This window comes from Pseudomonas nitroreducens TX1, assembly GCF_000313755.1.
GTDB lineage: Bacteria > Pseudomonadota > Gammaproteobacteria > Pseudomonadales > Pseudomonadaceae > Pseudomonas > Pseudomonas nitroreducens_A.
Map to the genome: position 1 here is coordinate 1 of NZ_AMZB01000117.1, position 20,338 is coordinate 20,338.

Below are 20,338 nucleotides of genomic sequence, written 5' to 3' on the forward strand. Positions count from 1 at the left end.
GATACGCTCGACGAAGCGGTTGAAGGCGTTGGCCAGCACACCGAACTCATCATTGCTGGCAACCTTAAGGCGCTTGGTCAGATCGCCCTCGCCCTGGGCGATGTCCTGCATGGCGCGGCCCATGTCGGTCAGCGGCGCCATCAGCACGCGGATCAGCATGCCCAGCAGGAGCAGGATGGCGACGATGGCGATGACAGTGGCGATGATAGCGGTATTGCGGAAGTCGCTGAGCATCGCGTAGGCGGAGTCCTTGTTGAGCACCAGCGCGACGTACCAGGTCACGCCCGGCAGGCCCTTCACCGGGGTCATGGAGACCAGCTGGTCTTCGCCGTTGATGCTGACTTCCTGCACGCCCGGCTGCACCTTCGGCGCGCCTTGCTGGTAGACCTCGCCGAGACTCTTGAAGATCAGGCTGCTGTCCGGGTGCAGGAGAATCTTGCCGGCGTCGCTGACCAGGAAGGCATAGCCGTCGCCGTCGAACTTCAGCGAGTTGATGATCGCTGTGATGGTTTCCAGCTTCATGTCGCCGGCGGCCACACCGACCAACTGACCGTTGCGCATGACCGGCATGGACATGGCGAGGATCTGCTCGTTGGTGCCGGCGTCAAGGAAGGGCTCGGTGACGATCAGCCGGCCTGCGGCCACGGCGTCCTTGTACCAGCCACGGCTGCGCGGATCATAGCCATCGGGCATCGGCGCGTAGGGGCGCATGGTGAACACGCCGCTGGCGGCTTCGCCCAGGTAGACCGATTCGAAGTTCTTCTGGAACACCTGTTGCTCCAGCACATGCTGGATGCGCTCGGGTGTCGGCTCGCCATCGGCCAGTTGCGCAGCTTCTGCTTCCACCAGCTGGATGCGACCTTCCAGCCAGCTCTGGATGTTGCTGGCAGTCAGCGTGCCGACCTCGGAAAGATAGGATTCGGTGTCGGAGTGGATCGCCTGGCGCTGGCGCAGATCGTTGAAGAAGATGAAACAGGCGAAGGCAAAGGTGACCACGAGAGAGGCCGCCAGGAGAATCTTCCTGGAGAAGGACAGCGAACGAAGCATCGGTAAAGCATCCTGCTGTGAAACGGGGTTGAGCAGGATGTATCGGCCGGGGTCATGGGAACTTGAGGGAGATATTTTCCACAAGCAATGAGAGGGAACTCCCGTGCGGCGGCACGGGAGTTTCTGAATTCAAGGAAGTACCAGGAATTAGCTGACGGCTTTCTTAACTTCGTCCTGAATGTTTTCCATGATCGTTCCGAGGTCGCCGCCAATAATGCTTGCGCCGCCGATAACCACTACCGAAATCAATCCGGCAATTACCGCATATTCGATTGCTGTTGCACCTTCCTGGTCGGCCGCGAATGCCTTGGCCTTGCAGTACAGCTTCAGGGTCAGGTTTTTTAAGGTCAGGTCCATCACGGGTGCTCCCTCGAAATACCACCGGGGCGGCGCCCCGACTTCATCGTCAGGCTAGGCGTCGTATGGCTGAATGCAATTGTTCAAATAGCATTAATACCAAGGTTATAGTCGGCTCGGTATATAAATAATTGCAGGTCGGAAATTTAACGGCCGCGGTTGACGCTATTAACACAGCTACTAGATTCAGCCTTGTAACAAGCAGAGTCTGGTTATGAGGAATGATTCTTACCGAACTTCCTCGTCTGGCCGAAACAACAATAAAGGTCTGAAGGAAACAGATCGGCAATGCCGGTCCTGGAACTTCTCACGACAAGGCCGTGGACCCTTGGTCCGCATTCCCGACATCGCCCAAGGAAGTGGTCATGAATAGCAAGGTGCTGATGGTATTCGCCGGGCTGTTGCTGGTGTGCGCCGGTGTGGTGGGGTATCTCGGACTCAAGGTCGGCAAGCCGGCCGCGCCGGTTGACGGCGTGGTGCAGGAGGTGGCACCGGCAGCAATGGCCGAGGCCGATAAGCTGCAACGCACCGCTGTGGTGGTGGCCGCCCGCGATCTGCCGGCCCTGAAGGTGATTGGCAAGGACGATGTCAGCGTGGAGATGCTGCGTACAGCCCCCGCTGGCAGCTATCCCAAGCCCGAGGCGTTGATCGGCCAGCGTGTCTGGATCGCCGTGCCGGCGGGCAATATCCTCACTTCCGCCGTGACCGAGCCGGGCGGCCCGCTGGCCCGAACCATCCGGCCGGACGAGCGCGCTATGGCGATTGCCGTGGACGAGGTGATCGGTGGCGGCGGTTTCGTGCTCCCCGGCGACTACGTCGACGTCATGCTCTTTGTCCAGGACCAGCAGAGCACCGAACGTAGCCTCAGCGCCCAGGTGGTGCTGCCGGGTGTGCGGGTGCTGACCTACGGTGAGCAGATCGCCGTTGCCACCGACGGCCAGGCACGCACTGCCGGTGACCCCAAGGACAAGACACCCAAACCGCCGCGCACTGCCGTGCTGGCGGTACCCGCCGAAGCCGCCTCGCGCCTGATGCTGGCCAGCCAGGCCGGCTCACTGCGCCTTGCCGTACGCAGCAAGGACGAGAACCTTTACGAGAAGGAGCAGCAGGGTCGCTATATCCAGGCCTCGCTCGGTGGCGCTTCCAGCCAGCCGATCACCCTCGAGCAACTTATTGGCAAGCCGCGTCAGGCCCAGGCGCCCGCCGTGCGACAGGTCTCCGCCCCGCAGGTCGACGCTGGCGTGGTGGTCTACCGCGGCACCACCGTTTCCCGTGAAGCACATTGAGCAAGGAGTGCATCGATGTCCAAGCGCTTCATCCTTCCCCTGGTCGCCTTGCTGGCCTGCGCCGTCCACTCCACGGCGCAGGCCGTGCCGAGCGCCTGCGCCGGCTTCGCTGATCAGCAACTGAACCTCGATGTCGAGCAGGGCGCCCAACGCGACCAGCAGCTGCCCGTGCCGATCAAGCGCCTGGCCATCGGCGACCCGAACATCGCCGACGTGCAGGTGCTGGACAAGCGCGACTTCCTTGTCACGGGCAAGGCCGAAGGATTGACCAGCCTGCTGATCTGGACCGCCTGCAGCGATCAGCCGATGCGTACCGTGGTGCGCGTGGGCGCACGGGCGGTGGGCGATGTCGGCGGAATCACCGGTGTCGGCGCTGGCAGCCTGCCCAATCAGGTGCAGACCGATATCCGCTTCGTCGAAGTCAGCCGTAGCAAGCTCAAGCAGGCCAGTACATCGCTGGTGCGACGGGGTTCCAATACCTTCGTGCTGGGCTCGCCGGGCAGCCTGGGTAACCTGAGCGTCGATCCCGTCGGCAATCTGGATGGCACCTTCGGCAACTCCAACGGCGGCTTCAACATCATCTGGGGCGGCGGCAGCAGCAAGTGGCTGGGCTTCATCAACGCCCTGGAAGGCAGTGGGTTCGCATACACCCTGGCGCGCCCCAGTCTGGTGGCCACCAGTGGGCAGACGGCATCGTTCCTGGCCGGTGGCGAGTTCCCGATTCCGGTTCCCAATGGCGACAAAGACACCATCACCATCGAGTACAAGGAGTTCGGCGTGCGCCTGACCCTGACCCCGACCGTGATGAATGACAAGCGCATCGCCCTGAAGGTCGCCCCGGAAGTCAGTGAGCTGGACTTCTCCAGCGGCATTCGTACCAACGACATCGCCGTGCCGGCGCTGACCGTGCGGCGCACCGACACCAGCGTGATGCTGGCCGACGGCGAGAGCTTCGTGATCAGCGGGCTGATCAGCAGCAGCACCATCAGCAACATCGACAAGTTCCCTTTCCTGGGCAGCATCCCGGTGATCGGCGCGCTGTTCCGCTCCTCGAACCTGGACAAGGATGACCGCGAACTGCTGATGATCGTTACCCCGCACCTGGTGCAACCGCTGGCCGTCAATGCCGCGCTGCCGAAGCTGCCTGGCGAAGGGCTGCGCGACTACGACCCTGGTTTTGGCGAGTTCTATTTCCTCGAGGACGGCCGTTTCGACAAGCGCAAGGCCAGCAGCGGGATGTCGCGCTGATGGATACCTACGAAGCGCTGACCCGCCAGAGAGCGGGAGGCAAGGCAAAGCAAGGGAGCACGGGCATGAGTCAGACTTTCGTGGCGCTGGTCCAGCATGCCGGTGAGCAGGAGTGGCTGCAGAGCAGCCTGGCCGGCTGCGGGCAGGTGGTCCTGGCCAACAGCGGGACCCTGGAGGAACTGCTGTCGCTGCTGGACGTCACCGGCGCTACGGTGCTGTTCACCAGCCTGAACAAGGCCAACCTGGTCTCCCAGGGCTCGCTCATCGAGGGGCTGGTTTCCGCGCGGCCGCTGCTTTCGGTCGTCGCCGTCGGCGATGGTCTGGACAATCAGCTGGTACTGGCTGCCATGCGCGCTGGCGCGCGGGACTTCGTCACCTACGGCGCTCGCGCCAGTGAGCTGAGCGGGTTGGTACGACGCCTCGGCGGTCGCCTGCCCACGGTACCGGTGAGCGCCACCCAGCAGGGCGAGCTGATCAGCCTGATCAGTGCGCGACCCGATGCCGACGGCGCTTTCGTCGCCCTGCACCTGGCGCTGGCGCTGCAACGCCAGCCGGAGCACCGCGTGCTGCTGGTGGATATCGGCCAGCCCACCGGTGAAGCGCTTGCCATTCTCGGCATGGACCCGGCCTTCACCTTCGCCGATGCGCTGCGCAACCTGCGCCGGTTGGACCAGACCCTGATCGACAGCGCCTTCACCCGCCACGAATCCGGCTTGCGCGTGCTCAGCCTGTCGGACGAGCCAGGCGTGCTGGAACGCATCACCACCGCCGAGCTGTATCTGTTGCTGGGCAACCTGCGCAGCGCCTTCACGCATATCCTGATCAACCTTACCGGCATCGCCGAGGGTGAGCTCAGCGGCCAATTGCTGATGCAGGCCAGCCGCGTGCTTTGGCTGGTGGATCAGAGCGTGCCGTCCTGCAAGAAGGGGCTGGAACGTCTGCGCCGCCTGCGCGAGCGCACTCCCTCGCTGCCGCGCATCGAACTGCTGATCGAGCGCTACTGGGCCTCGGTGCCACCGGATGCCCCGGCGCTGGGCAAGATGTTCGGCCTGGAACTCTTCGGCGTATTGCCGGCCTCGCCCGAAGCACGGCTGCGCGCCAAGAACGTCGGCCAGAGCCTCTTTGACCTCGCCCCGCGCGACCCCCTGACGCTGAAGCTGCGTGACCTGGCCGAGGCGCTGGGGGCGGGCGTGGCCGAAAAACGCGGGCTGTTCGGCTGGATCGGCCGGGCGAAGGCCGCTCGTTCATGAGCCAGTACTATGGCGGCGGTCACGGCCGTCACGACCAGGACCTGCAGACGCTGAAGATGCGCCTGCACCGCTACATCATCGACGAGATCGACGAAGACGGCATGAACCTGCTGGAGGGCGCGCGGCCGGCGGTGGCGCAGTACGTCTCCGAGAAGGTCTGCGAATACGCTTCGCGCCGCCAGCTGGCGATCTCCCGCTACGAACTGGACCGCCTCGCCGAAGAGGTGGTGGATGAGCTGACCGGCTTCGGTCCGCTGGAAATTCTCCTGCGCGACCCGGGTATCTCGGAAATTCTGGTCAATGGACCGGACCGGGTGTTCATCGAGCACGAAGGCCGGCTGTACCAGAGCGACCTGCGCTTCATCGACGACCACCATGTGCAGCGGGTGATCCAGCGCATCCTCGCGCCCCTGGGCCGGCGCCTGGACGAGTCCAGCCCGATGGTGGACGCGCGCCTTCCCGACGGCAGCCGGGTCAATGCGATCATCCCGCCGGTAGCGCTGGACGGTCCCTGCCTGTCGATCCGCAAATTCAGCAAGGAGCTGCTCAAGAGCGCCGACCTGCTCGGCTACCAGAGCGTCGACGAAGCCATGCTGGCGTTCCTTCGCCAGGCGGTGGCGAGCCGCTGCAACATCCTCATCAGCGGCGGCACCGGCACCGGCAAGACCACCTTGCTCAACGTCATGAGCAGCTTCATCGACGAGCGCGAGCGCATCGTCACCATCGAAGACACCGCCGAGCTGCAGTTGGGTCATGACCATGTGGTGCGGCTGGAAACGCGCCCGCCGAATGCCGAGGGCTTCGGCGAAGTCACCGCCCGCGACCTGATCCGCAACGCCCTGCGGATGCGCCCGGACCGCATCATCCTCGGCGAGATCCGCGGCGTCGAAGTGCTCGACGTATTGCAGGCGATGAACACCGGCCACGATGGCTCGATGAGCACCGTGCACGCCAACTCGGCAATGGATTCGCTGCTGCGCCTGGAGATGCTGGTGGGGCTCACCGGCCAGCGCGTACCGGAGCAGACCCTGCGGCAGATGCTCTGCTCGGCGCTGGACATCATCGTGCAGATCACCCGCCTGTCCAATGGCCGCCGCTGCGTCAGCGAGATCCTCGAGGTGCTGGAAGTGCGTGACGGTGTCTACGTCACCAACTCGCTGTTCAGCCTCGACCGGCGCGGCACCGGGCAATTTGTCCGCACTGCGCAGCCGAGCGGGCTGAAGTTCCGTCAGGTGCTGATGTGAGCGGCGCCCTTTGGATGGTCGTGGCCAGCCTGGTGATGGCGACGCTGGGTGTGCTGCTGGCCGGCATGAGCTGGCGCACACGGCACCAGGAACTGGTGATGCGCCGCCTGAGCGGGGAAAGCGTGGCTGCCAGCGGCAGTCGCGGGCGTAGCAGCCATTGGCTGGCACGGCGGATGCGCCGTGCGGGAATCGACGAAATGGGCCGTTGGGTGCTGGGGATGATCTTCGTCGCGCTCCTGCTGGGGCTGCTCGGGCAGCGCCTAATGGGGCCGCTGGGCGCGCTCTGCGGCGTAGGGCTGGGCGTGCTGGGCTTCCATGGGCTGCTCAACCTGCTGTACCGCCGCCGGCTGCAGAAGATGATCCGGCAGATGCCCAATTTTCTCGACCAGGTGGTGCGCAGCCTGCACTCCGGGCGCACCCTGGGCGATGCCATCACCCAGGCGGTGAACGTCGCCGACGACCCGCTGCGGGAAATCTTCTCGCTGGTGAATAACCACGTCCTGCTGGGCATCAGCCTGCCCGAGGCGCTGCAGGAAGTGGCGGAACTCTACGATGTCGAGGAACTGCATGTGCTCTCCCTCGGTGTGGCAGTGAACCACCGTTATGGCGGCAACACCACCGACCTGCTGGATAACATCATCAAGGTCATCCACGAGCGCGAGAAGCTCGGTCGCCAGTTACGCGCCATGACTGGCGAAACCCGCATGAGCGCCCTGGTATTGGCACTGCTGCCGGTGAGCCTGGGCGCCTACATCCTGTTCAGCAATCCGGGCTACCTGATGAACATGTGGCACGACCATGGCGGCCGCCTGATGCTGCTGACTTCCCTTGGATTGCAGATGCTGGGGTGCTACACGCTCTGGCGCATGCTCAAGAGCATCTGAGGAGGCCGGCATGCCCCTGATGTACGGATTGATGATGGTTATCCTGGCCCTGGCGGCGATCCTCCTGTGGCTTTCCCAGAGCCGCGCCGCCGGCCGCGAGCAGCGTCTGATCCAGCAGCGCCTGGGAGCGGACTCGTTGCCGCGCGGCGCCAGCCTGCGCATGGCACAAGCGTTCGACCGGATGAGCGACAGCGGCCTGGGCCGGCGGCTCCAGCTGCGTGACGAGGAAGTCCGGCTGCTGCTCAACCAGGCCGGTTGGTCGGGCAGCACGCCACGCCGGATCTACCTGATGTCGATCGTCTTGGTACCCATGCTGTTCGTGACCATCGTGCTGGTGATCCTCGCCATGCCAGGTCACGCCCACACCTCGCCGTTGCTGCCGCTGTCCTTCGCCGCCGGGGTCGGCTTCCTGCTGCCAAAGCGCGTGCTGGCCCATTTCGCCGGCAAGCGCCGGCAGGCACTGGCTGACGAAGTGATCCTGTTCATCCAGCTGATCCGCATCCTCTTCGATTCCGGCCTCACCGTGGAGCAGAGCCTGCGCGTGGTCTGCCGCGAAGGTCGAAGCATCGTGCCGGTGCTGGTGTACGAACTCGACGGCGTGCTCGCCCATGCCGAAAGCGGGCTGGACCTGGCGGACGAGCTGGAGCTGCTGAGCAAGCGCCTGGGGGTGGTTGAACTGACCGACTGCTGCAATGTATTGCGCCAGATGGTGCGCCAGGGGGGCAGTGCGCGCGGCTCCCTGATAACGCTCAAGGAACTCTTCGAAGACCGGCGCCTGACCGGCCTGCAGGAGAAAGTCAGCAAGATGTCGGCGAAGATGAGCCTGGTGATGATGACGCTGCTGTTCCCGGCGCTGCTGATCATCCTCGCCGGGCCCGGTTTTCTCGCGATCACCAAGGCCCTGGGGAGAATGGGATGAGAAACGCTTGCATGATCGGCCTGCTCGGGCTGGCGCTCGGCGGCTGTGCCAACCTCGACACCCTCGGCGGGCCGAGCGTCGGGCAGAACTGCAACGAAAAGCTCGGCCAGTCGGTGGAGCTGCAACTCAACCTGGCCCGCGAGATGCTCGACAACGGTCGCGCCCATGCGGCCCTGGCCAACCTGGAAACCCTGCCGCCCAACTCGCTGGAAGTGCGCGAAAGCAAGGCACTGGCCCTGCGGCGGATCGGCGATCCCAAGGCGCGGATCGTCTACGAAGGCCTGCTGGGCAGTTGCAAGGCCGCCGAAGCGCATCACGGCCTGGGGCAGATCGCCATGCGCGGCGGCAATACCGTGGAGGCGGAGCGCGAGCTGCGGGAGGCGGCGCGGCTGCAGCCCACCGACAGCGCCCTGCGCAACGACCTGGGCTACGTCCTGCTGCGGCGAGGCGAGCTGGAAAAGGCGCGCTTCGAGTTCATCACCGCCATGGAGCTGAACGAGCACGACAAGCTGCCGGCCACCAACCTGCTCAGCGTCATGCTCATCCAGGGCGAGAGCAGCGAGGCCAGCCGGCTGATCCAGAGTGTCGGGTTGTCCTCGGACCAGGTCCGCGCGGCCCAGGACCAGGCCCGGGACCTGCGTCCGGCCAGCCCGCCGATTCCGTCCAGCCCGCCGGCGGTCGAGGTGGAAAGCGTCAGCTATGTGGACGACCCGGTTGAGGACTCGCAGCCGGCGCTGGTGAATTCGACACCGGCAGTCGCGCGTGACGCCAAGCTGCTGGTCAAGGCCCGCTGAGATGGGCAGGGAGGGAAGCATGAAGACATGGATTCTGGCCGGCGCGCTGCTGGCGATGCCGGTGCCGGGCCAGGCGGCGGAGACCACCCACACCGAAGCTGGCACCACCGCTCGTGACCAGCAGGAGGTGCTGACCTGGCTGGATCTTCAGAGCAGCGGCAAGGCTGCCTCGCCCAACCGGCAGAGCGCCACGCCGGCCGAGCGTGACCGCGCCTACCAACGCTACCTGAAGAGCTATACCCACGAGATTCCCGAGTACCTGCTCGACGACGACAACGGCTTCAGCACAGACAAGAACTGATCCTTTCTGGAGGCTGCCATGGGACGTGAACGGCAGCGAGGCGCGATCGGCATCATGGCGGCAGGAACGCTGCTGCTGGCGCTGATCTGCCTGGCATTGGTGATCGACACCGGGCGGCTGTACTTCGAACAACGCAAGCTGCAGCGCGTGGCGGATATGGCGGCACTGGAAGCGGCCACCCAGGGCGGTATGTGCGGCGTTGCCAACGCCAATCTCACCGCCCTGGCCCTTGCCAGTGCTGCGCGCAACGGCTTTGTGCCGGCTGCCGGCGATTCGCTGACTGCGACACTGGGCAACGTGAATTTCGATGATCAATACGGCAGCGCGGAATCCCGCCGCATCTTCGCCACCGGCGGCGAAATGGCTGATGCGGTGGAGATCAAGGCCAGGCATGAGGTCCCGGCGAGCCTGATTCTCAACGTGGCGAGCCTGCTCAAGGATACCCCGGCGCGCACCGTACTCCAGGCTCGCGCCGTGGCGCGGCGGCCCGCCATGGCCGGCTTGTCGGCGGGGACCGGATTGCTGGCGCTCGACAGCAGCCAATCGCTGCTGCTCAACAACCTGCTGAACGCCCTGCTGGGCAGCAACCTGTCGCTGAACGCGGTTGGCTACAAGGGATTGGCCAACGCCAACGTCAGCCTGCTGGGGCTGTCGGATAGCCTGCGCGCCGCCGGGGTCGATGTAGCAACTGGATCGGTGGATTCCTTGCTGGGCGCCCAGGCGACGCTGGCGCAGTTGCTCGGTGCGACCGTCGACGCCATCGACCCCAGCCAGGTTCTGGACCTGGATACCACGCTGCTCCGTAATCAGTTGATCAAGACAGGCGTGCAGTCGGCAACGCTGACGCTGGGCAGCATCCTTTCCGTCGTCGCGCCCGACTCGGTGCAGGACCAGGCGCTCCAGGGCAAGGTCAATGCGCTGGACCTGATCACCGCACTGGCGATGGTGGCCAACAAGAAGCATGCCGTCAGCCTGGCGACGAACGTCAATCTGGGGGGCTTGCTCGGCGCCACGGTGGACCTCTGGATCATCGAGCCGCCACAGATCGCCTTCGGCTACCCCGGCAAGAACAGCGATGGGCAGTGGCGAACCGAAGTGCGGACCGCCGCCTTGCGGGCTAGCGTGAAAGCGAATGTCGGGCTGCCGGGCGTCCTGGATATAGACCTGGGGCTCGCGCTCAGCGTCGCCCAGGGCACGGCGGCGCTGGACACCATCCAGTGCGCCGGCGTAGGCAAGCCCGTCAACGTGAGGGTGGCCGCCCTGCCGGGAATAGCGTCGCTGCAACTAGGAACTTACTCGAACCTGCAGACGGGGGCGCTCGCGCCGATCAAGGTCAAAGTGCTGAGCGGTTTGGTGTCGATCGACGTTTCGGCCAGCACCGTGGTTGGCGGGACCTCGGCGACCAACCTGGACTACGTCGTTGAGGATGTCGCCGACCTGCCCAGCGAAAACCAGACGGCTGCCAGTTCCCTGGGCAGCTCCCTCGACAACGCATTGGCCACCCTGGCTTCATCGCTGAAGGTGGAGGCCAAGGTGCTGGGACTCGATCCGCTCGGGGTGATCGGCGCGACCCTGGGAGGGCTGGTCAGCAGCGTGCTGAGCCTGCTCAATCCCGCAATATCCGCCCTTGGGCATGTGGTGCTCGATCCGTTGTTGCGGCTGCTGGGCGTGAGCATCGGCACCATCGACGTGCGCCTGATCGACCTCCAGACCGGCGGCGCGGAGCTGCTGATCTGAAGGTATCCGATGCGCTGCCGGGGCTCAGTGCACCGCGCTGCTCTGGGTTGCGCTGGGCGAGATGGCGAGGGCAAGCTGGGTGCGGTTGTGCATGTGCATCAGTCGCAGGACCTGGGAAACATAGAGCTTCACGGTGTTCTCGGTGATGCCCAGGTCGTAGGCGATCTGGTAGTTGGTCAGCCCCTTGCTCACCAGGCGCGCCACCGCCTGCTGGCGCGGCGAGAGCTTGTTGAACAGCGGATTGTTCACCACCGGCGTCATCTGCTCGGCGTTGCTCGGCGCGGTGCTGGCCGAGGGTTCCGGCTGCTCCTGCTTGAGCGCGCTGCTGCTGGCCGGTTGGCCGCCGCCGTGGACCTCGTACTTGATCTTGTGGATATCCCGCGAGATCGAGTTGAGCGATTCGGCAAGGTATTCCAGGCGCTGGTTCACGTGGCTCAGGCTGAGCTGGCTGCGGATGCGTTCGTGCAGGCGGCTTTCCAGGCGCTCCAGCCCCTTGAGCAGGTCCATCGGCGCCACCGGCTTCTGGTAGTAATCGGCGACACCCACGCGCATGGCCTCGATCACTTCCTGGCTGCCTTGCTGGCCGGTCAGGATGATGGTTTCGAAGAAACGGGCCGACCCCGCCACTTCCTTGAGCGCCTCCACCACACGAATGCCGTTGTCGCGTCCCAGGCCCAGGTCGCAGATCACCAGGCCGATCGACGCTTCGTCGCGGAATTTCTGCAGGGCGCTGTCCTTGCTGTCGCTGATCACGCAACGGTAGCCGCTGCTCTCCAGCAGTTCCGACAACTCCGAAGTCACCTGGGGTTCGTCATCGATGACCAGGACGCTGAAACGGCGATTGGCCGTTTTATCCATGACTGCACGCTCCTTGAAAAGGCACTATCCATTGTTTTTATCGTCCGGCCGTTCAATTACCGTAGCCGGATCGTTCCATCAGGCGATGGATGGTATTAACCCTTAGCATATAGTCGTTAAGTTTGGATTCTGCCAATTGTCGGAATCTTTTTTATTGAATGAGCGAGAGGGTCGTCAGAAGACCGGCAAATAGCGCGAAGATGAAAGGGAAGGACTTGAATTTTGACGGTTGCAGTCGTGCTAATTGCGATTTGCAATTAGCCGGTACTTTATCCGAATCAATCCAAAGTTTGCTGGCACACATCAGCGCCACACAGAACAGGCAGGCCAGCGCCAAGGTGTACAACACCGTCAGCGGATCGCTGGCCAAGCCAAGGGCGACCAGCAGTTTCACGTCGGCCGCGCCGAGCTTCCCCAGCCAGTAACCCGGCACGCTGAGTAGCGCCGCCAGTAGCGCGGCGACCCCTGCGGCCAGCGGCGTAGCGCCCGTCAGCGTATGGCCGGTGAACAGCAGCAGGAGCAGGGCGATCAGCCCACCCCCCAGGGTGAGCCAGTTGCTGACCCGCAGCCGCGTGAGGTCCTGGAAGGCGCAGACAGCGAACCAGCCAAGCAGGCAGAGTTTGAAAAGCATCGAATGTCCTTATCCCGAAACCGCGTCTTCAAAGCAGGCAAGTGGAGTTTTAAGGTATCTGGGAGTGGAACGCTATATTGCATTTGAAGCCAAGTTAAATCGACTCTGGCTCGTAACGCTATTCCCATGTCATACGGGCGAATCCCGCAAGAGCGCCTAGTATTGCTCGGTAGTAGTCGTTATCCGGCGGCCAGTATCTTCAGTAAAGTTTTGCCGTGCCGATAAGCTGAACGATCATTCAAGTTTGAAGTTGCCTGGGAGTATTGCGCATGAACGGAGTCGGCGGGCGCGGCAAGCAGAGAGGCGCGGTAGCTATCGAGTTCGCCGGCGTCTTCATCCTGTTTTTCGCTGTTCTCTACGGCCTGCTTGGATATTGCGTGCCGTTGCTGATGCTTCAATCGTTCAACGATGCGGCAGCGGCAGGTGCCAGAGTGGCGGTTTCGGTGAACCCCCAGGCGCCGGGAGGTTATAACGCCGCGCTCAAGGCCGCGGTGGACAGCGCCGTGACCCAGCGCTTGAGCTGGATGCCAGTGAGCTGGCGCAACGGCTGCTACGGCGGGCAGTTCATGGACACGCCCACCACCGAGTCGGTCTCAGGCCGTGACTACACGCGCGTGCGCGTGTGCGTCAGCTACCCCTATTCCACCTCGCCGATAGTCCCGCTGCTGACGTTGCCCGGGATCGGCACGGTGCCGCGCCTGCCCGACGTGCTCAGCGGCACCGCCAGCGTCCTGCTCTGAGGCATTGGATGTTCGATTTCTGGCGTTCCAGGCCTCGCGCCCTGCATGAGTTGAGCGACAACCCGACGCCAAATCGACCGCTGGCGGCACGCCGGCGCCCGGCGCTACCCGCGGACGAACTGGCGGAACCCGTGGTGACCGGCCATTGGGACCTTTGGCTGGAGCTGGATAGCCGCGACCGCATCATCGCCCGAGGTGGCAGCCAGGCGCACCGGTTGCTGCCACCCATGCCCGGCAATGGCGAGCTGCCAGGGTTGGCGGACTACCTGGATCGCCGCGTGCCCGGTGGTATGCATGTGTCCAGCCTGCGCGGCGGCGAGCGGCTCGACCTGGTGCTGCGCAGCACCGGCGACCTGCCCCTGGTATGCCGCTTCCAGGCCGTGCTGCAGGCCAATGAGCACTGCCTGCTGCTTGGGACCGACATCTCCGACCTGAACTGGCAGTCCGACAGCCAGCAGCACAAGTTGCAATGCCTGAACCTCAGCAAGCTGCTGCTGGCCCGCCTGCGCCATAGCTCCCAGCGCCGCCTGGGCGAGGCAGTCGGTGAAGTGCTGGAGGCATTCTGCAGCAACTTCCACATGCGCAGCATGGCCCTGCTGCTGGAAGGACAGGACCAGCGCCTGCGGATATTCGCCTGCTATGTGCAACCCGGCTTCGACAGCCTGCTGCGGGAAAACCTGGTGGTACCTGCTGACGAGCTACGTTCGGCCAGTGGCGTGCGGCTGCTGGGGGCGGATAACAGCCCCTCGGAGCTGCTCCACTCGCTGTGCTGCGAGCACCTCTACCTGATCCCGGCGCCCGTAAGAGGCGGTCGGCTGGCCGGGCTGGTGGCCGAACCGATGGAGTCGGGCGGCGGCTGGCCGGGGTTGGCGCCGAGCGACTGGCAATACCTGGCGGAAATTCTCACCAACCTCGTGCACGAGCGCACCGAGCTGCACAGCCTGCGCGACAGCAGCCGGCGCCTGAGCCTGCTGCAGGACATGGTCGGCGGCGGCTGGTGGCGGCTACGGGTGGACGAGGGCGTGTTCGAACTGTCGCCGGCGGTTGCCGCGAGTCTCGGCCTGCCGACAGGGCAACTGCAACTGGCGCTGGCGGACCTGCTGAACCAACTGCATCCGGCCGATGCCGACGAACTCAGCCTGCGCCTGCGCAACCTGCAACCGGGCGGGCAACTGGTCCAGGACCTTCGCCTGCGCGGCGCAGCCGCCACCCAGACGCGCCGCTGGCTGCGCCTGCAGGGCCGGCGCCAGGCGCGGGCCGGCGATCAGTTGATGGACGGCGTGTTGCTGGACATCAGCGAGGGCAAGCTGCAGGAGGAGCAGGCCCTGGCCGCCCACGCCCGGCTGCGCAACCTGATCGACAGCGCGCCGGTGGTCATCTACGTACAGCGGGTGGAAGAGGGGCACCTGATTCCCGAGTTCTACAGCGAGAGCGCCGGCAACCTGCTCGGTCTCGACCTGCAGGGTCAGAGCTGGCAGGCGCTGGCCGAGCGGGTGCACCCCGAGGATCTGGAGACCTTCCTTGATCGTGGCCGCGAACTGCTGCGCGAAGGCCGCGTGCGCACCGAATACCGCCTGCGCGACAGTGCCGGCGAATGGCACTGGCTGTACGACGAAGCCAAGCTGCTGCGTGACATCCAGGGCATACCGCAGGAGGCCGTCGGCCTCTGGCTCGACGTCACCGAGCAGCACCTCGCCGCACTGCAGATCGCCGAGAGCGAGGAACGCTACCGCGTGCTGGTGGAAGACTCGCCAGCGCTGATCTGCCGCTATGACCCGGACCTGCAGCTGACCTTCATCAACCACACCTTCGCCCAGGTGTTGGGCGAGCCGGTAGAAACGCTGCTCGGCCGGCGGCTCGACGAGTGGCTGTCGGAGCAGGACTGCAGCGCCTTGCGTGCGCGCCTGGTGGGCGGCGGCCAGAGCGCGGCGGATGACTCCTGGGAACTGCGTTTCTGCCTGCCTGGCCAGCGCAACCTCTGGCTGATCTGGTCCGACCGGCCGTTGCTGGATGCCGAGGGACGCCTGCAGGAAATCCAGGCCGTGGGCCGCGACAACACCGCCGTGCGCCACGCCCAGCAGCAACTGGCCCAGGGCGCGAAAATGGCCAGCCTGGGCGAGATGGTCAGTGGCATGGCTCACGAGATGAAGCAGCCCCTGCACGTCATGCGCATGTCCCTCTACAACGCCCGGCAGAAGTTGGGGGAGCCTGAATACCTGAAGGAAAAACTGGAGCGCGCCGATGCGCAGATCGACCGACTGTCGCGGGTCATCAGCCACATGGGTGTGTTCAGCCGCAAGTCGGAACTGGAGGCGGCGCCCTTCGATCCTTACGACGCCTGTGAAGGCGCCATTGCCCTGCTGGGCGAAAGCCTGACCCAGCAGGGCATCACCCTGGAATGCCGACCACCCGCCCAGCGGGTAGTGGTGCGCGGGTATGCCGATCAACTGGAACAGGTGCTGATCAACCTCCTGGCCAACGCCCGCGACGCGCTGCTCGGACGCGGCGGGGAGGGCGCGCGCTGGGTGGGGGTATCCCAGGAGCCCTGCTCGGACCCTGGCTGGGTGGAGCTGCATGTGCGCGACAACGCAGGCGGTATCGACCCGGCGGTGATCGAGCGCATCTTCGAGGCTTTCTTCACCACCAAACCCATCGGCAAGGGCACGGGCCTGGGGCTCTCGGTGAGCCACGACCTGATCCGCAACATGGGCGGCAGCCTGTCTGTGGATAATTTCAAGGGCGGCGCGCGTTTCGTCATCCGCCTGCCAGGGCAGCCCGTCAATCTGTGACGGGCCTGAAATGAAAAACGCCTGCGCAGGCAGGCGTTTTTCGCGACGCGCGACCGGGCGTCAGCCGATGAAGCGCGAGGACAGCCAGAACAGACCGGCGGCCAGCGCGATCGACACGGGCAAGGTCAGCACCCAGGCCATGAGGATGTTGCGGATCGTGCTGCCCTGCAGGCCGCTGCGGTTCGCCACCATGGTGCCGGCCACGCCCGAGGACAGCACGTGGGTCGTGGAGACCGGCAGGCTGTAGATGTTGGCCATGCCGATGGCGGCGGTCGCGGTGAGCTGGGCGGCGATGCCCTGGGCATAGGTCATGCCCTGCTTGCCGATCTTCTCGCCGACGGTGAGCACCACGCGCTTCCAGCCGACCATGGTGCCAATGCCCAGGGCCAGGGCCACCGCTATGATCACCCAGAAAGGCGCGTACTCGGTGGTGCTGGTCAGGTCCTTGCGCAGCTTCTCCAGGTCCGCCTTCTCGCGGGACGGCAGCTCGGACAGCTTGCCGACCTTCTTCGCGGTGTCGTCCAGGCACAGCAGGTAGCGGCGTACCTGCACGCGTTCGTCGTCGTTCAGGTCGGTGTAGCTGGCCACGCCGTGCAGGTCGCCCAGCAAGCCCTTGAGGGTCGCCTCGGTCTGCTTCGGCTCGCAGCGGTACAGGTCCGGCAGGTCCGCTTCGCCAGCCTTGCCCAGGGCGAGCATCTCGCCGAGGGTATCGGAGTGGCGGTTGTAGAACTGCTGCAGGTGGATGGCCGCGTCGCGGGTGCGCTCGATCTGATAGGTAGTGCTGTTCAGGTCGAGAACGAACTTGGCCGGGACGATGCCGATCAGCACCAGCATGATCAGGCCGATGCCTTTCTGGCCGTCGTTGGAGCCGTGCACGAAACTCACGGTCATGGCCGAGATCACCAGCACCAGGCGGTTCCAGAACGGCGGATGCTTCTTCTCATCGACGTCGCGGCGGGTCTCCGGGGTCTTGTGCATCTTCGACAGCGGATACAGCCACTTCAGGCCGATCAGCAAGGCCCCGGCGACGAGGAAGCCGGCCAGCGGCGAGAAGATCAGCGACAGGCCGATGTCGATGGCCTTGCCCCAGTTGATCCCGTCGGCCACCGGTACGCCGGTGATCAGCGCATTGGCCAGGCCCACGCCGAGGATCGAGCCTATCAGCGTGTGCGAGCTGGACGCCGGGATGCCGAAGTACCAGGTGCCAAGGTTCCAGGTGATGGCCGCGGCGAGCAGCGAGAACACCATGGCCAGGCCGTGGCCGGTGTTCACGTTGATCAGCAGCTCCACCGGCAGCAGGTGGACGATGGCGTAGGCGACGCCGACGCCACCGAGCAACACGCCGAGGAAGTTGAAGATGCCGGAGAGGATCACCGCGCGGTACGGGGACATGGCCTTGGTGTAGATGACCGTGGCCACCGCATTGGCGGTGTCGTGGAAGCCGTTGATGAACTCGAAGGCCAGGACGAACGCGAGTGCCAGCACCAGGCTGACACCCACCCAGACATCGAGTCCGCTGAAGAGATCGAACATGAAAATTCTATGACCGGTCGGAGACGGGGCGGCGATTATGCCAGAAGCTTGGAGCACCGTATTTAGCCTGAAACGGTTTCTCCAATTTGCGCGACGCCTCGTCGCACGGCGCTTTCAGGCAGGGTGGAAAAAGTTTGCAATGCTTCCACACGGGCTGCCGGCCCATCGGATGAATGTTTGCAGGCCAACGGGCGGGCTCCCCCACGGAGCGCCGCGCGCCCATCGCCTCGAGACTTCCCACAGCAGATCCGGGGGAGTCCTTCAGCCTGGGGCCGTCCCTGCGATTTAAACGGAAGCGGCTTCCTGATCCTTTTTCAGTCGTTCTTCTTCGATTCTTTCCAGTTCCCGGTCGAAAGCCTTGTCCTGCACGCTGGGACGCTTGCGCCAGGGTTTCTTGCCGGGTTCGGGCTGGGCGGCATAAAGGGTCACTTCGCCGCCCTGTTCATCCTTGAAGCGTTGCTCCTGGCGCTCCAGTTCCGCGCGCAGTTCGTCTTTGGTCACGATCAATCCTGACAAATGAAGCTGATGACTAGTAAGCAGATGATGACGCGCCGCTTCGCGGGCGACCGACATCACGCCTGGATGTCGCCTGGAAGTGTAGACGCTCAGCTTGCACTGGCGCGGCGGCGGTAAAAACGGCGCGGATTATAACCTTTCGGGGGGGTAGACCGCGCGAGGACCGCCGACGGACGGCTTCAGCCTACTGCTGGTGCGGGCTGGAACGACCTCAGCCGGTGCGGCCGAGGTTCAGTTCGCCGATCTTTTCCAGGCGTGCGCGGACGATGTTGCGGCTGATGCCCAGCAGACGGCCGGTCTGCAGTTGGTTGCCGTGGCAGAAGTGATAGGCGGTGCGGAACAGCACTTCCTCGACGTGCTCGTAGAGGTCGGGCTTGTTGCTTTCGAACAGCTCCAGCAGGGCCTGCTCCAGGGTGGCCTCGACGCGCGGAGCGAGGGCGTGGGGAAATGCCTCGTGGCGTAGCGAGTCGTGGCGCGGCGCCGAGGGCAGCTCGGCCAGTTGCAGATCGCCTGGCTGCACCTGCTGGTTGCGGCAGACCAGCAGGGCGTGGTGAATGGCGTTTTCCAGTTCGCGGATGTTGCCCGGCCAGGTGTGGCCCAGCAGCTTGCGCTCGGCCTCGGGGCTCAGCGAGGCGCGGTTGTAGCCCAGGCGCTGGCAGTGCTCCTCGAGGAAGAATTCGGCCAGCGGCAGGATGTCACCGGGGCGCTCGCGCAACGGCGGCAGGCGGATGGTGGCGACGTGCAGGCGGTAGAACAGGTCTTCGCGGAAGTGCCCGGCAACCACGGCATCGGCCAGATTGACGTTGGTCGCGGCGACCACCCGTACGTTGATCGGCACCGGCGTACGCGAGCCGAGGCGCACGACTTCGCGCTCCTGCAGCACGCGCAGCAGTTTCACCTGCATGTTCAACGGCAGATCACCGATTTCGTCGAGGAACAGCGTGCCGCCGTTGGCCGACTCGAACCAACCGGCCTTGCTGCTGGTGGCGCCGGTGTAGGCGCCTTTCTCGTGGCCGAACAGTTCGCTCTCCACCAGCGTCTCGGAGAAGGCCCCGCAGTTCACCGCCACGAAGGGCGCGCCGCTGCGGCGGCTGAGCTTGTGGATATGTCGCGCGACCAGCTCCTTGCCAGTGCCGGTTTCGCCGATGATCAGCGCGTTGGCCTCACTGGGCGCCAGGCGCTCGATCCGGTTGAGCAGCTCCTGCGAGCGCGGGTCCTTGAACACCAGCACCGTGGCGCGGACCGATTTGGTTTGCTCGCGGGCATTGGGAAGGGTCAACAGCGACATGGCAGTTTCCTGGCGTACCGAATGAGTGGCAGCGCCATACTGCGTTATTTTTTATATTTCAAAAAATTATCAATTAGAATTTATATATAACTTTTTATTTTAAAACGTTGCGGCGAGCCTCACGGAGGTACCCCAAGCGAACCGCCAACACGCTACAGGCCTCGCGAATGCTGGGCTGCGAGCTACGCTCAGAGTGGCAATTCCATCCTGGGAGACCACTCCATGACCACCGTTCGGATTCCGCTGCTCGTCCTCGCTCTGCTTTTCTCGGCGCAAGGCTTCGCCGCCACCGCCGCGCAGACCGCGCAGCAGGAGAAGATGAAAACCTGCAACGCCGACGCCACCACCAAGGCGCTCAAGGGGGACGAACGCAAAGCGTTCATGAGCACTTGCCTGAAGGCCGGCAGTGCTACCAAGGCGATGACGCCGCAGCAGGAAAAGATGAAGTCCTGCAACGCCGATGCGACGCAGAAGGCGCTCAAGGGCGATGAGCGCAAGGCGTTCATGAGCACCTGCCTGAAAAAGTGAGGATGGAGCGCGGCAGGGCCGCGCGGACACGAAAAAGGGCAGCCGTGGCTGCCCTTTTTCGTGTTGGACGGTTCGCGGGCAGGCTTGCTCCTGCGACATGCAAGCGAGCTTGCTCGCGAACGGTATGAGCCCTTACAACCCGGAAAAAACCAGCCAGGCCGCGGCCATGGCGTAGAGGACGATCACCGCATCCATGCGCAGCGCAGGCGGGAGTCGCCGCACGAGGTTCATTTCTTCGCCACCGCGGACCAAAAGCCCTGGGCATTGCGGAAGGGCTGGCGGGCCATCTGTTCGGGACGGGTGATGCCGTCGGCACGCAGGGCGTTGACGAGGGCGGAAAAGGACTTGGCGCTGTAGCTCATGTTCGGCTCCCGATGCTTTCTCTCCT

Annotated in this window: 20 protein-coding genes; 12 read left to right on the plus strand and 8 right to left on the minus strand. The window is 64.5% G+C overall.

Annotated features, from left to right (window positions below; all coding sequences use genetic code 11):
* Window positions 1–1,047: cache domain-containing protein (locus tag C167_RS0116340; RefSeq protein ID WP_017519360.1), on the minus strand; the 1,047-nt coding region annotated here is incomplete at its 3' end.
* A gap of 147 nt (window positions 1,048–1,194) precedes the next feature.
* Window positions 1,195–1,404, minus strand: a complete 210-nt coding sequence (locus C167_RS35310; protein WP_017519361.1) for a Flp family type IVb pilin — start codon at window positions 1,402–1,404, stop codon at window positions 1,195–1,197.
* A 365-nt stretch (window positions 1,405–1,769) separates the two neighbouring features.
* On the opposite strand from C167_RS35310, the gene cpaB reads away from it, so the two are divergent.
* From cpaB to C167_RS0116390, 9 genes are all read left to right on the plus strand, one after another.
* Entirely contained in the window at window positions 1,770–2,690 is a 921-nt protein-coding gene (gene cpaB, locus C167_RS0116350; RefSeq protein ID WP_017519362.1) for a Flp pilus assembly protein CpaB, read from the plus strand.
* Between the two features lie 15 nt (window positions 2,691–2,705).
* A complete protein-coding gene (locus C167_RS0116355) occupies window positions 2,706–3,938 on the plus strand; it encodes a type II and III secretion system protein family protein (RefSeq protein WP_017519363.1) in 1,233 nt (410 codons plus the stop codon).
* Between the two features lie 65 nt (window positions 3,939–4,003).
* A complete protein-coding gene (gene tadZ, locus C167_RS0116360) occupies window positions 4,004–5,188 on the plus strand; it encodes a type 4b pilus Flp biogenesis protein TadZ (RefSeq protein WP_017519364.1) in 1,185 nt (394 codons plus the stop codon).
* Window positions 5,185–6,432, plus strand: coding sequence for a type 4b pilus Flp biogenesis ATPase TadA (gene tadA / locus C167_RS0116365; RefSeq protein ID WP_017519365.1), 1,248 nt, complete (start codon window positions 5,185–5,187; stop codon window positions 6,430–6,432). Before tadZ ends, tadA begins: the two co-directional genes overlap by 4 nt.
* On the plus strand, window positions 6,429–7,316 hold the full coding sequence (locus C167_RS0116370) for a type II secretion system F family protein (RefSeq protein WP_017519366.1): 888 nt from the start codon (window positions 6,429–6,431) through the stop codon (window positions 7,314–7,316). Before tadA ends, C167_RS0116370 begins: the two co-directional genes overlap by 4 nt.
* A gap of 10 nt (window positions 7,317–7,326) precedes the next feature.
* On the plus strand, window positions 7,327–8,235 hold the full coding sequence (locus tag C167_RS0116375; protein WP_017519367.1) for a type II secretion system F family protein: 909 nt from the start codon (window positions 7,327–7,329) through the stop codon (window positions 8,233–8,235).
* Window positions 8,232–9,029, plus strand: coding sequence for a tetratricopeptide repeat protein (locus C167_RS0116380; protein WP_026079106.1), 798 nt, complete (start codon window positions 8,232–8,234; stop codon window positions 9,027–9,029). The genes C167_RS0116375 and C167_RS0116380 overlap by 4 nt, the downstream gene beginning before the upstream one ends.
* A gap of 19 nt (window positions 9,030–9,048) precedes the next feature.
* Window positions 9,049–9,330 (plus strand): DUF3613 domain-containing protein, encoded by a 282-nt coding sequence (locus tag C167_RS0116385; RefSeq protein WP_017519369.1) that lies wholly within the window; start codon window positions 9,049–9,051, stop codon window positions 9,328–9,330.
* Between the two features lie 18 nt (window positions 9,331–9,348).
* A complete protein-coding gene (locus C167_RS0116390) occupies window positions 9,349–11,067 on the plus strand; it encodes a pilus assembly protein TadG-related protein (protein ID WP_017519370.1) in 1,719 nt (572 codons plus the stop codon).
* A gap of 24 nt (window positions 11,068–11,091) precedes the next feature.
* Here the strand turns inward: C167_RS0116390 and C167_RS0116395 are convergent, their stop codons facing one another.
* Together C167_RS0116395 and C167_RS0116400 are read right to left on the minus strand one after the other, a co-directional pair.
* Complete coding sequence (locus C167_RS0116395) at window positions 11,092–11,925, minus strand: response regulator transcription factor (RefSeq protein WP_017519371.1); 834 nt, start codon at window positions 11,923–11,925, stop codon at window positions 11,092–11,094.
* A gap of 151 nt (window positions 11,926–12,076) precedes the next feature.
* On the minus strand, window positions 12,077–12,556 hold the full coding sequence (locus C167_RS0116400; protein ID WP_017519372.1) for a prepilin peptidase: 480 nt from the start codon (window positions 12,554–12,556) through the stop codon (window positions 12,077–12,079).
* A 269-nt stretch (window positions 12,557–12,825) separates the two neighbouring features.
* On the opposite strand from C167_RS0116400, the gene C167_RS0116405 reads away from it, so the two are divergent.
* On the plus strand, window positions 12,826–13,296 hold the full coding sequence (locus C167_RS0116405; protein ID WP_017519373.1) for a TadE family protein: 471 nt from the start codon (window positions 12,826–12,828) through the stop codon (window positions 13,294–13,296).
* Window positions 13,297–13,304: 8 nt separating this feature from the next.
* Window positions 13,305–16,085, plus strand: a complete 2,781-nt coding sequence (locus C167_RS0116410) for a PAS domain-containing sensor histidine kinase (RefSeq protein ID WP_017519374.1) — start codon at window positions 13,305–13,307, stop codon at window positions 16,083–16,085.
* 60 nt (window positions 16,086–16,145) lie between these two features.
* Here C167_RS0116410 and C167_RS0116415 read toward each other — a convergent pair whose 3' ends face one another.
* The 3 genes from C167_RS0116415 to C167_RS0116425 form a co-directional block, all read right to left on the minus strand.
* The gene (locus C167_RS0116415; RefSeq protein ID WP_017519375.1) at window positions 16,146–17,618 is read right to left on the minus strand and encodes an inorganic phosphate transporter; all 1,473 of its coding nucleotides are present in this window, start codon (window positions 17,616–17,618) and stop codon (window positions 16,146–16,148) included.
* 285 nt (window positions 17,619–17,903) lie between these two features.
* Entirely contained in the window at window positions 17,904–18,119 is a 216-nt protein-coding gene (locus C167_RS32645) for a hypothetical protein (protein ID WP_017519376.1), read from the minus strand.
* Window positions 18,120–18,345: 226 nt separating this feature from the next.
* Entirely contained in the window at window positions 18,346–19,422 is a 1,077-nt protein-coding gene (locus C167_RS0116425; RefSeq protein ID WP_017519377.1) for a sigma-54 interaction domain-containing protein, read from the minus strand.
* A 222-nt stretch (window positions 19,423–19,644) separates the two neighbouring features.
* Here C167_RS0116425 and C167_RS0116430 point away from each other — a divergent pair, with 222 nt between their 5' ends.
* Complete coding sequence (locus C167_RS0116430) at window positions 19,645–19,950, plus strand: PsiF family protein (protein WP_017519378.1); 306 nt, start codon at window positions 19,645–19,647, stop codon at window positions 19,948–19,950.
* Window positions 19,951–20,177: 227 nt separating this feature from the next.
* On the opposite strand, the gene C167_RS35315 is transcribed toward C167_RS0116430, so the two are convergent.
* A complete protein-coding gene (locus C167_RS35315) occupies window positions 20,178–20,312 on the minus strand; it encodes a hypothetical protein (protein WP_017519380.1) in 135 nt (44 codons plus the stop codon).
* Window positions 20,313–20,338 lie beyond the last annotated feature (26 nt).

What these genes read in the sequence shown, in the direction of transcription:
- C167_RS35310 (WP_017519361.1), bottom strand. Translation starts at nt 1,404, where the DNA reads ATGGACCTGACCTTAAAAAACCTGACCCTGAAGCTGTACTGCAAGGCC.
- cpaB (WP_017519362.1), top strand. Translation starts at nt 1,770, where the DNA reads ATGAATAGCAAGGTGCTGATGGTATTCGCCGGGCTGTTGCTGGTGTGC.
- C167_RS0116355 (WP_017519363.1), top strand. Translation starts at nt 2,706, where the DNA reads ATGTCCAAGCGCTTCATCCTTCCCCTGGTCGCCTTGCTGGCCTGCGCC.
- tadZ (WP_017519364.1), top strand. Translation starts at nt 4,004, where the DNA reads ATGAGTCAGACTTTCGTGGCGCTGGTCCAGCATGCCGGTGAGCAGGAG.
- tadA (WP_017519365.1), top strand. Translation starts at nt 5,185, where the DNA reads ATGAGCCAGTACTATGGCGGCGGTCACGGCCGTCACGACCAGGACCTG.
- C167_RS0116375 (WP_017519367.1), top strand. Translation starts at nt 7,327, where the DNA reads ATGCCCCTGATGTACGGATTGATGATGGTTATCCTGGCCCTGGCGGCG.
- C167_RS0116380 (WP_026079106.1), top strand. Translation starts at nt 8,232, where the DNA reads ATGAGAAACGCTTGCATGATCGGCCTGCTCGGGCTGGCGCTCGGCGGC.
- C167_RS0116385 (WP_017519369.1), top strand. Translation starts at nt 9,049, where the DNA reads ATGAAGACATGGATTCTGGCCGGCGCGCTGCTGGCGATGCCGGTGCCG.
- C167_RS0116390 (WP_017519370.1), top strand. Translation starts at nt 9,349, where the DNA reads ATGGGACGTGAACGGCAGCGAGGCGCGATCGGCATCATGGCGGCAGGA.
- C167_RS0116395 (WP_017519371.1), bottom strand. Translation starts at nt 11,925, where the DNA reads ATGGATAAAACGGCCAATCGCCGTTTCAGCGTCCTGGTCATCGATGAC.
- C167_RS0116400 (WP_017519372.1), bottom strand. Translation starts at nt 12,556, where the DNA reads ATGCTTTTCAAACTCTGCCTGCTTGGCTGGTTCGCTGTCTGCGCCTTC.
- C167_RS0116405 (WP_017519373.1), top strand. Translation starts at nt 12,826, where the DNA reads ATGAACGGAGTCGGCGGGCGCGGCAAGCAGAGAGGCGCGGTAGCTATC.
- C167_RS0116410 (WP_017519374.1), top strand. Translation starts at nt 13,305, where the DNA reads ATGTTCGATTTCTGGCGTTCCAGGCCTCGCGCCCTGCATGAGTTGAGC.
- C167_RS0116415 (WP_017519375.1), bottom strand. Translation starts at nt 17,618, where the DNA reads ATGTTCGATCTCTTCAGCGGACTCGATGTCTGGGTGGGTGTCAGCCTG.
- C167_RS0116425 (WP_017519377.1), bottom strand. Translation starts at nt 19,422, where the DNA reads ATGTCGCTGTTGACCCTTCCCAATGCCCGCGAGCAAACCAAATCGGTC.
- C167_RS0116430 (WP_017519378.1), top strand. Translation starts at nt 19,645, where the DNA reads ATGACCACCGTTCGGATTCCGCTGCTCGTCCTCGCTCTGCTTTTCTCG.
- C167_RS35315 (WP_017519380.1), bottom strand. Translation starts at nt 20,312, where the DNA reads ATGAGCTACAGCGCCAAGTCCTTTTCCGCCCTCGTCAACGCCCTGCGT.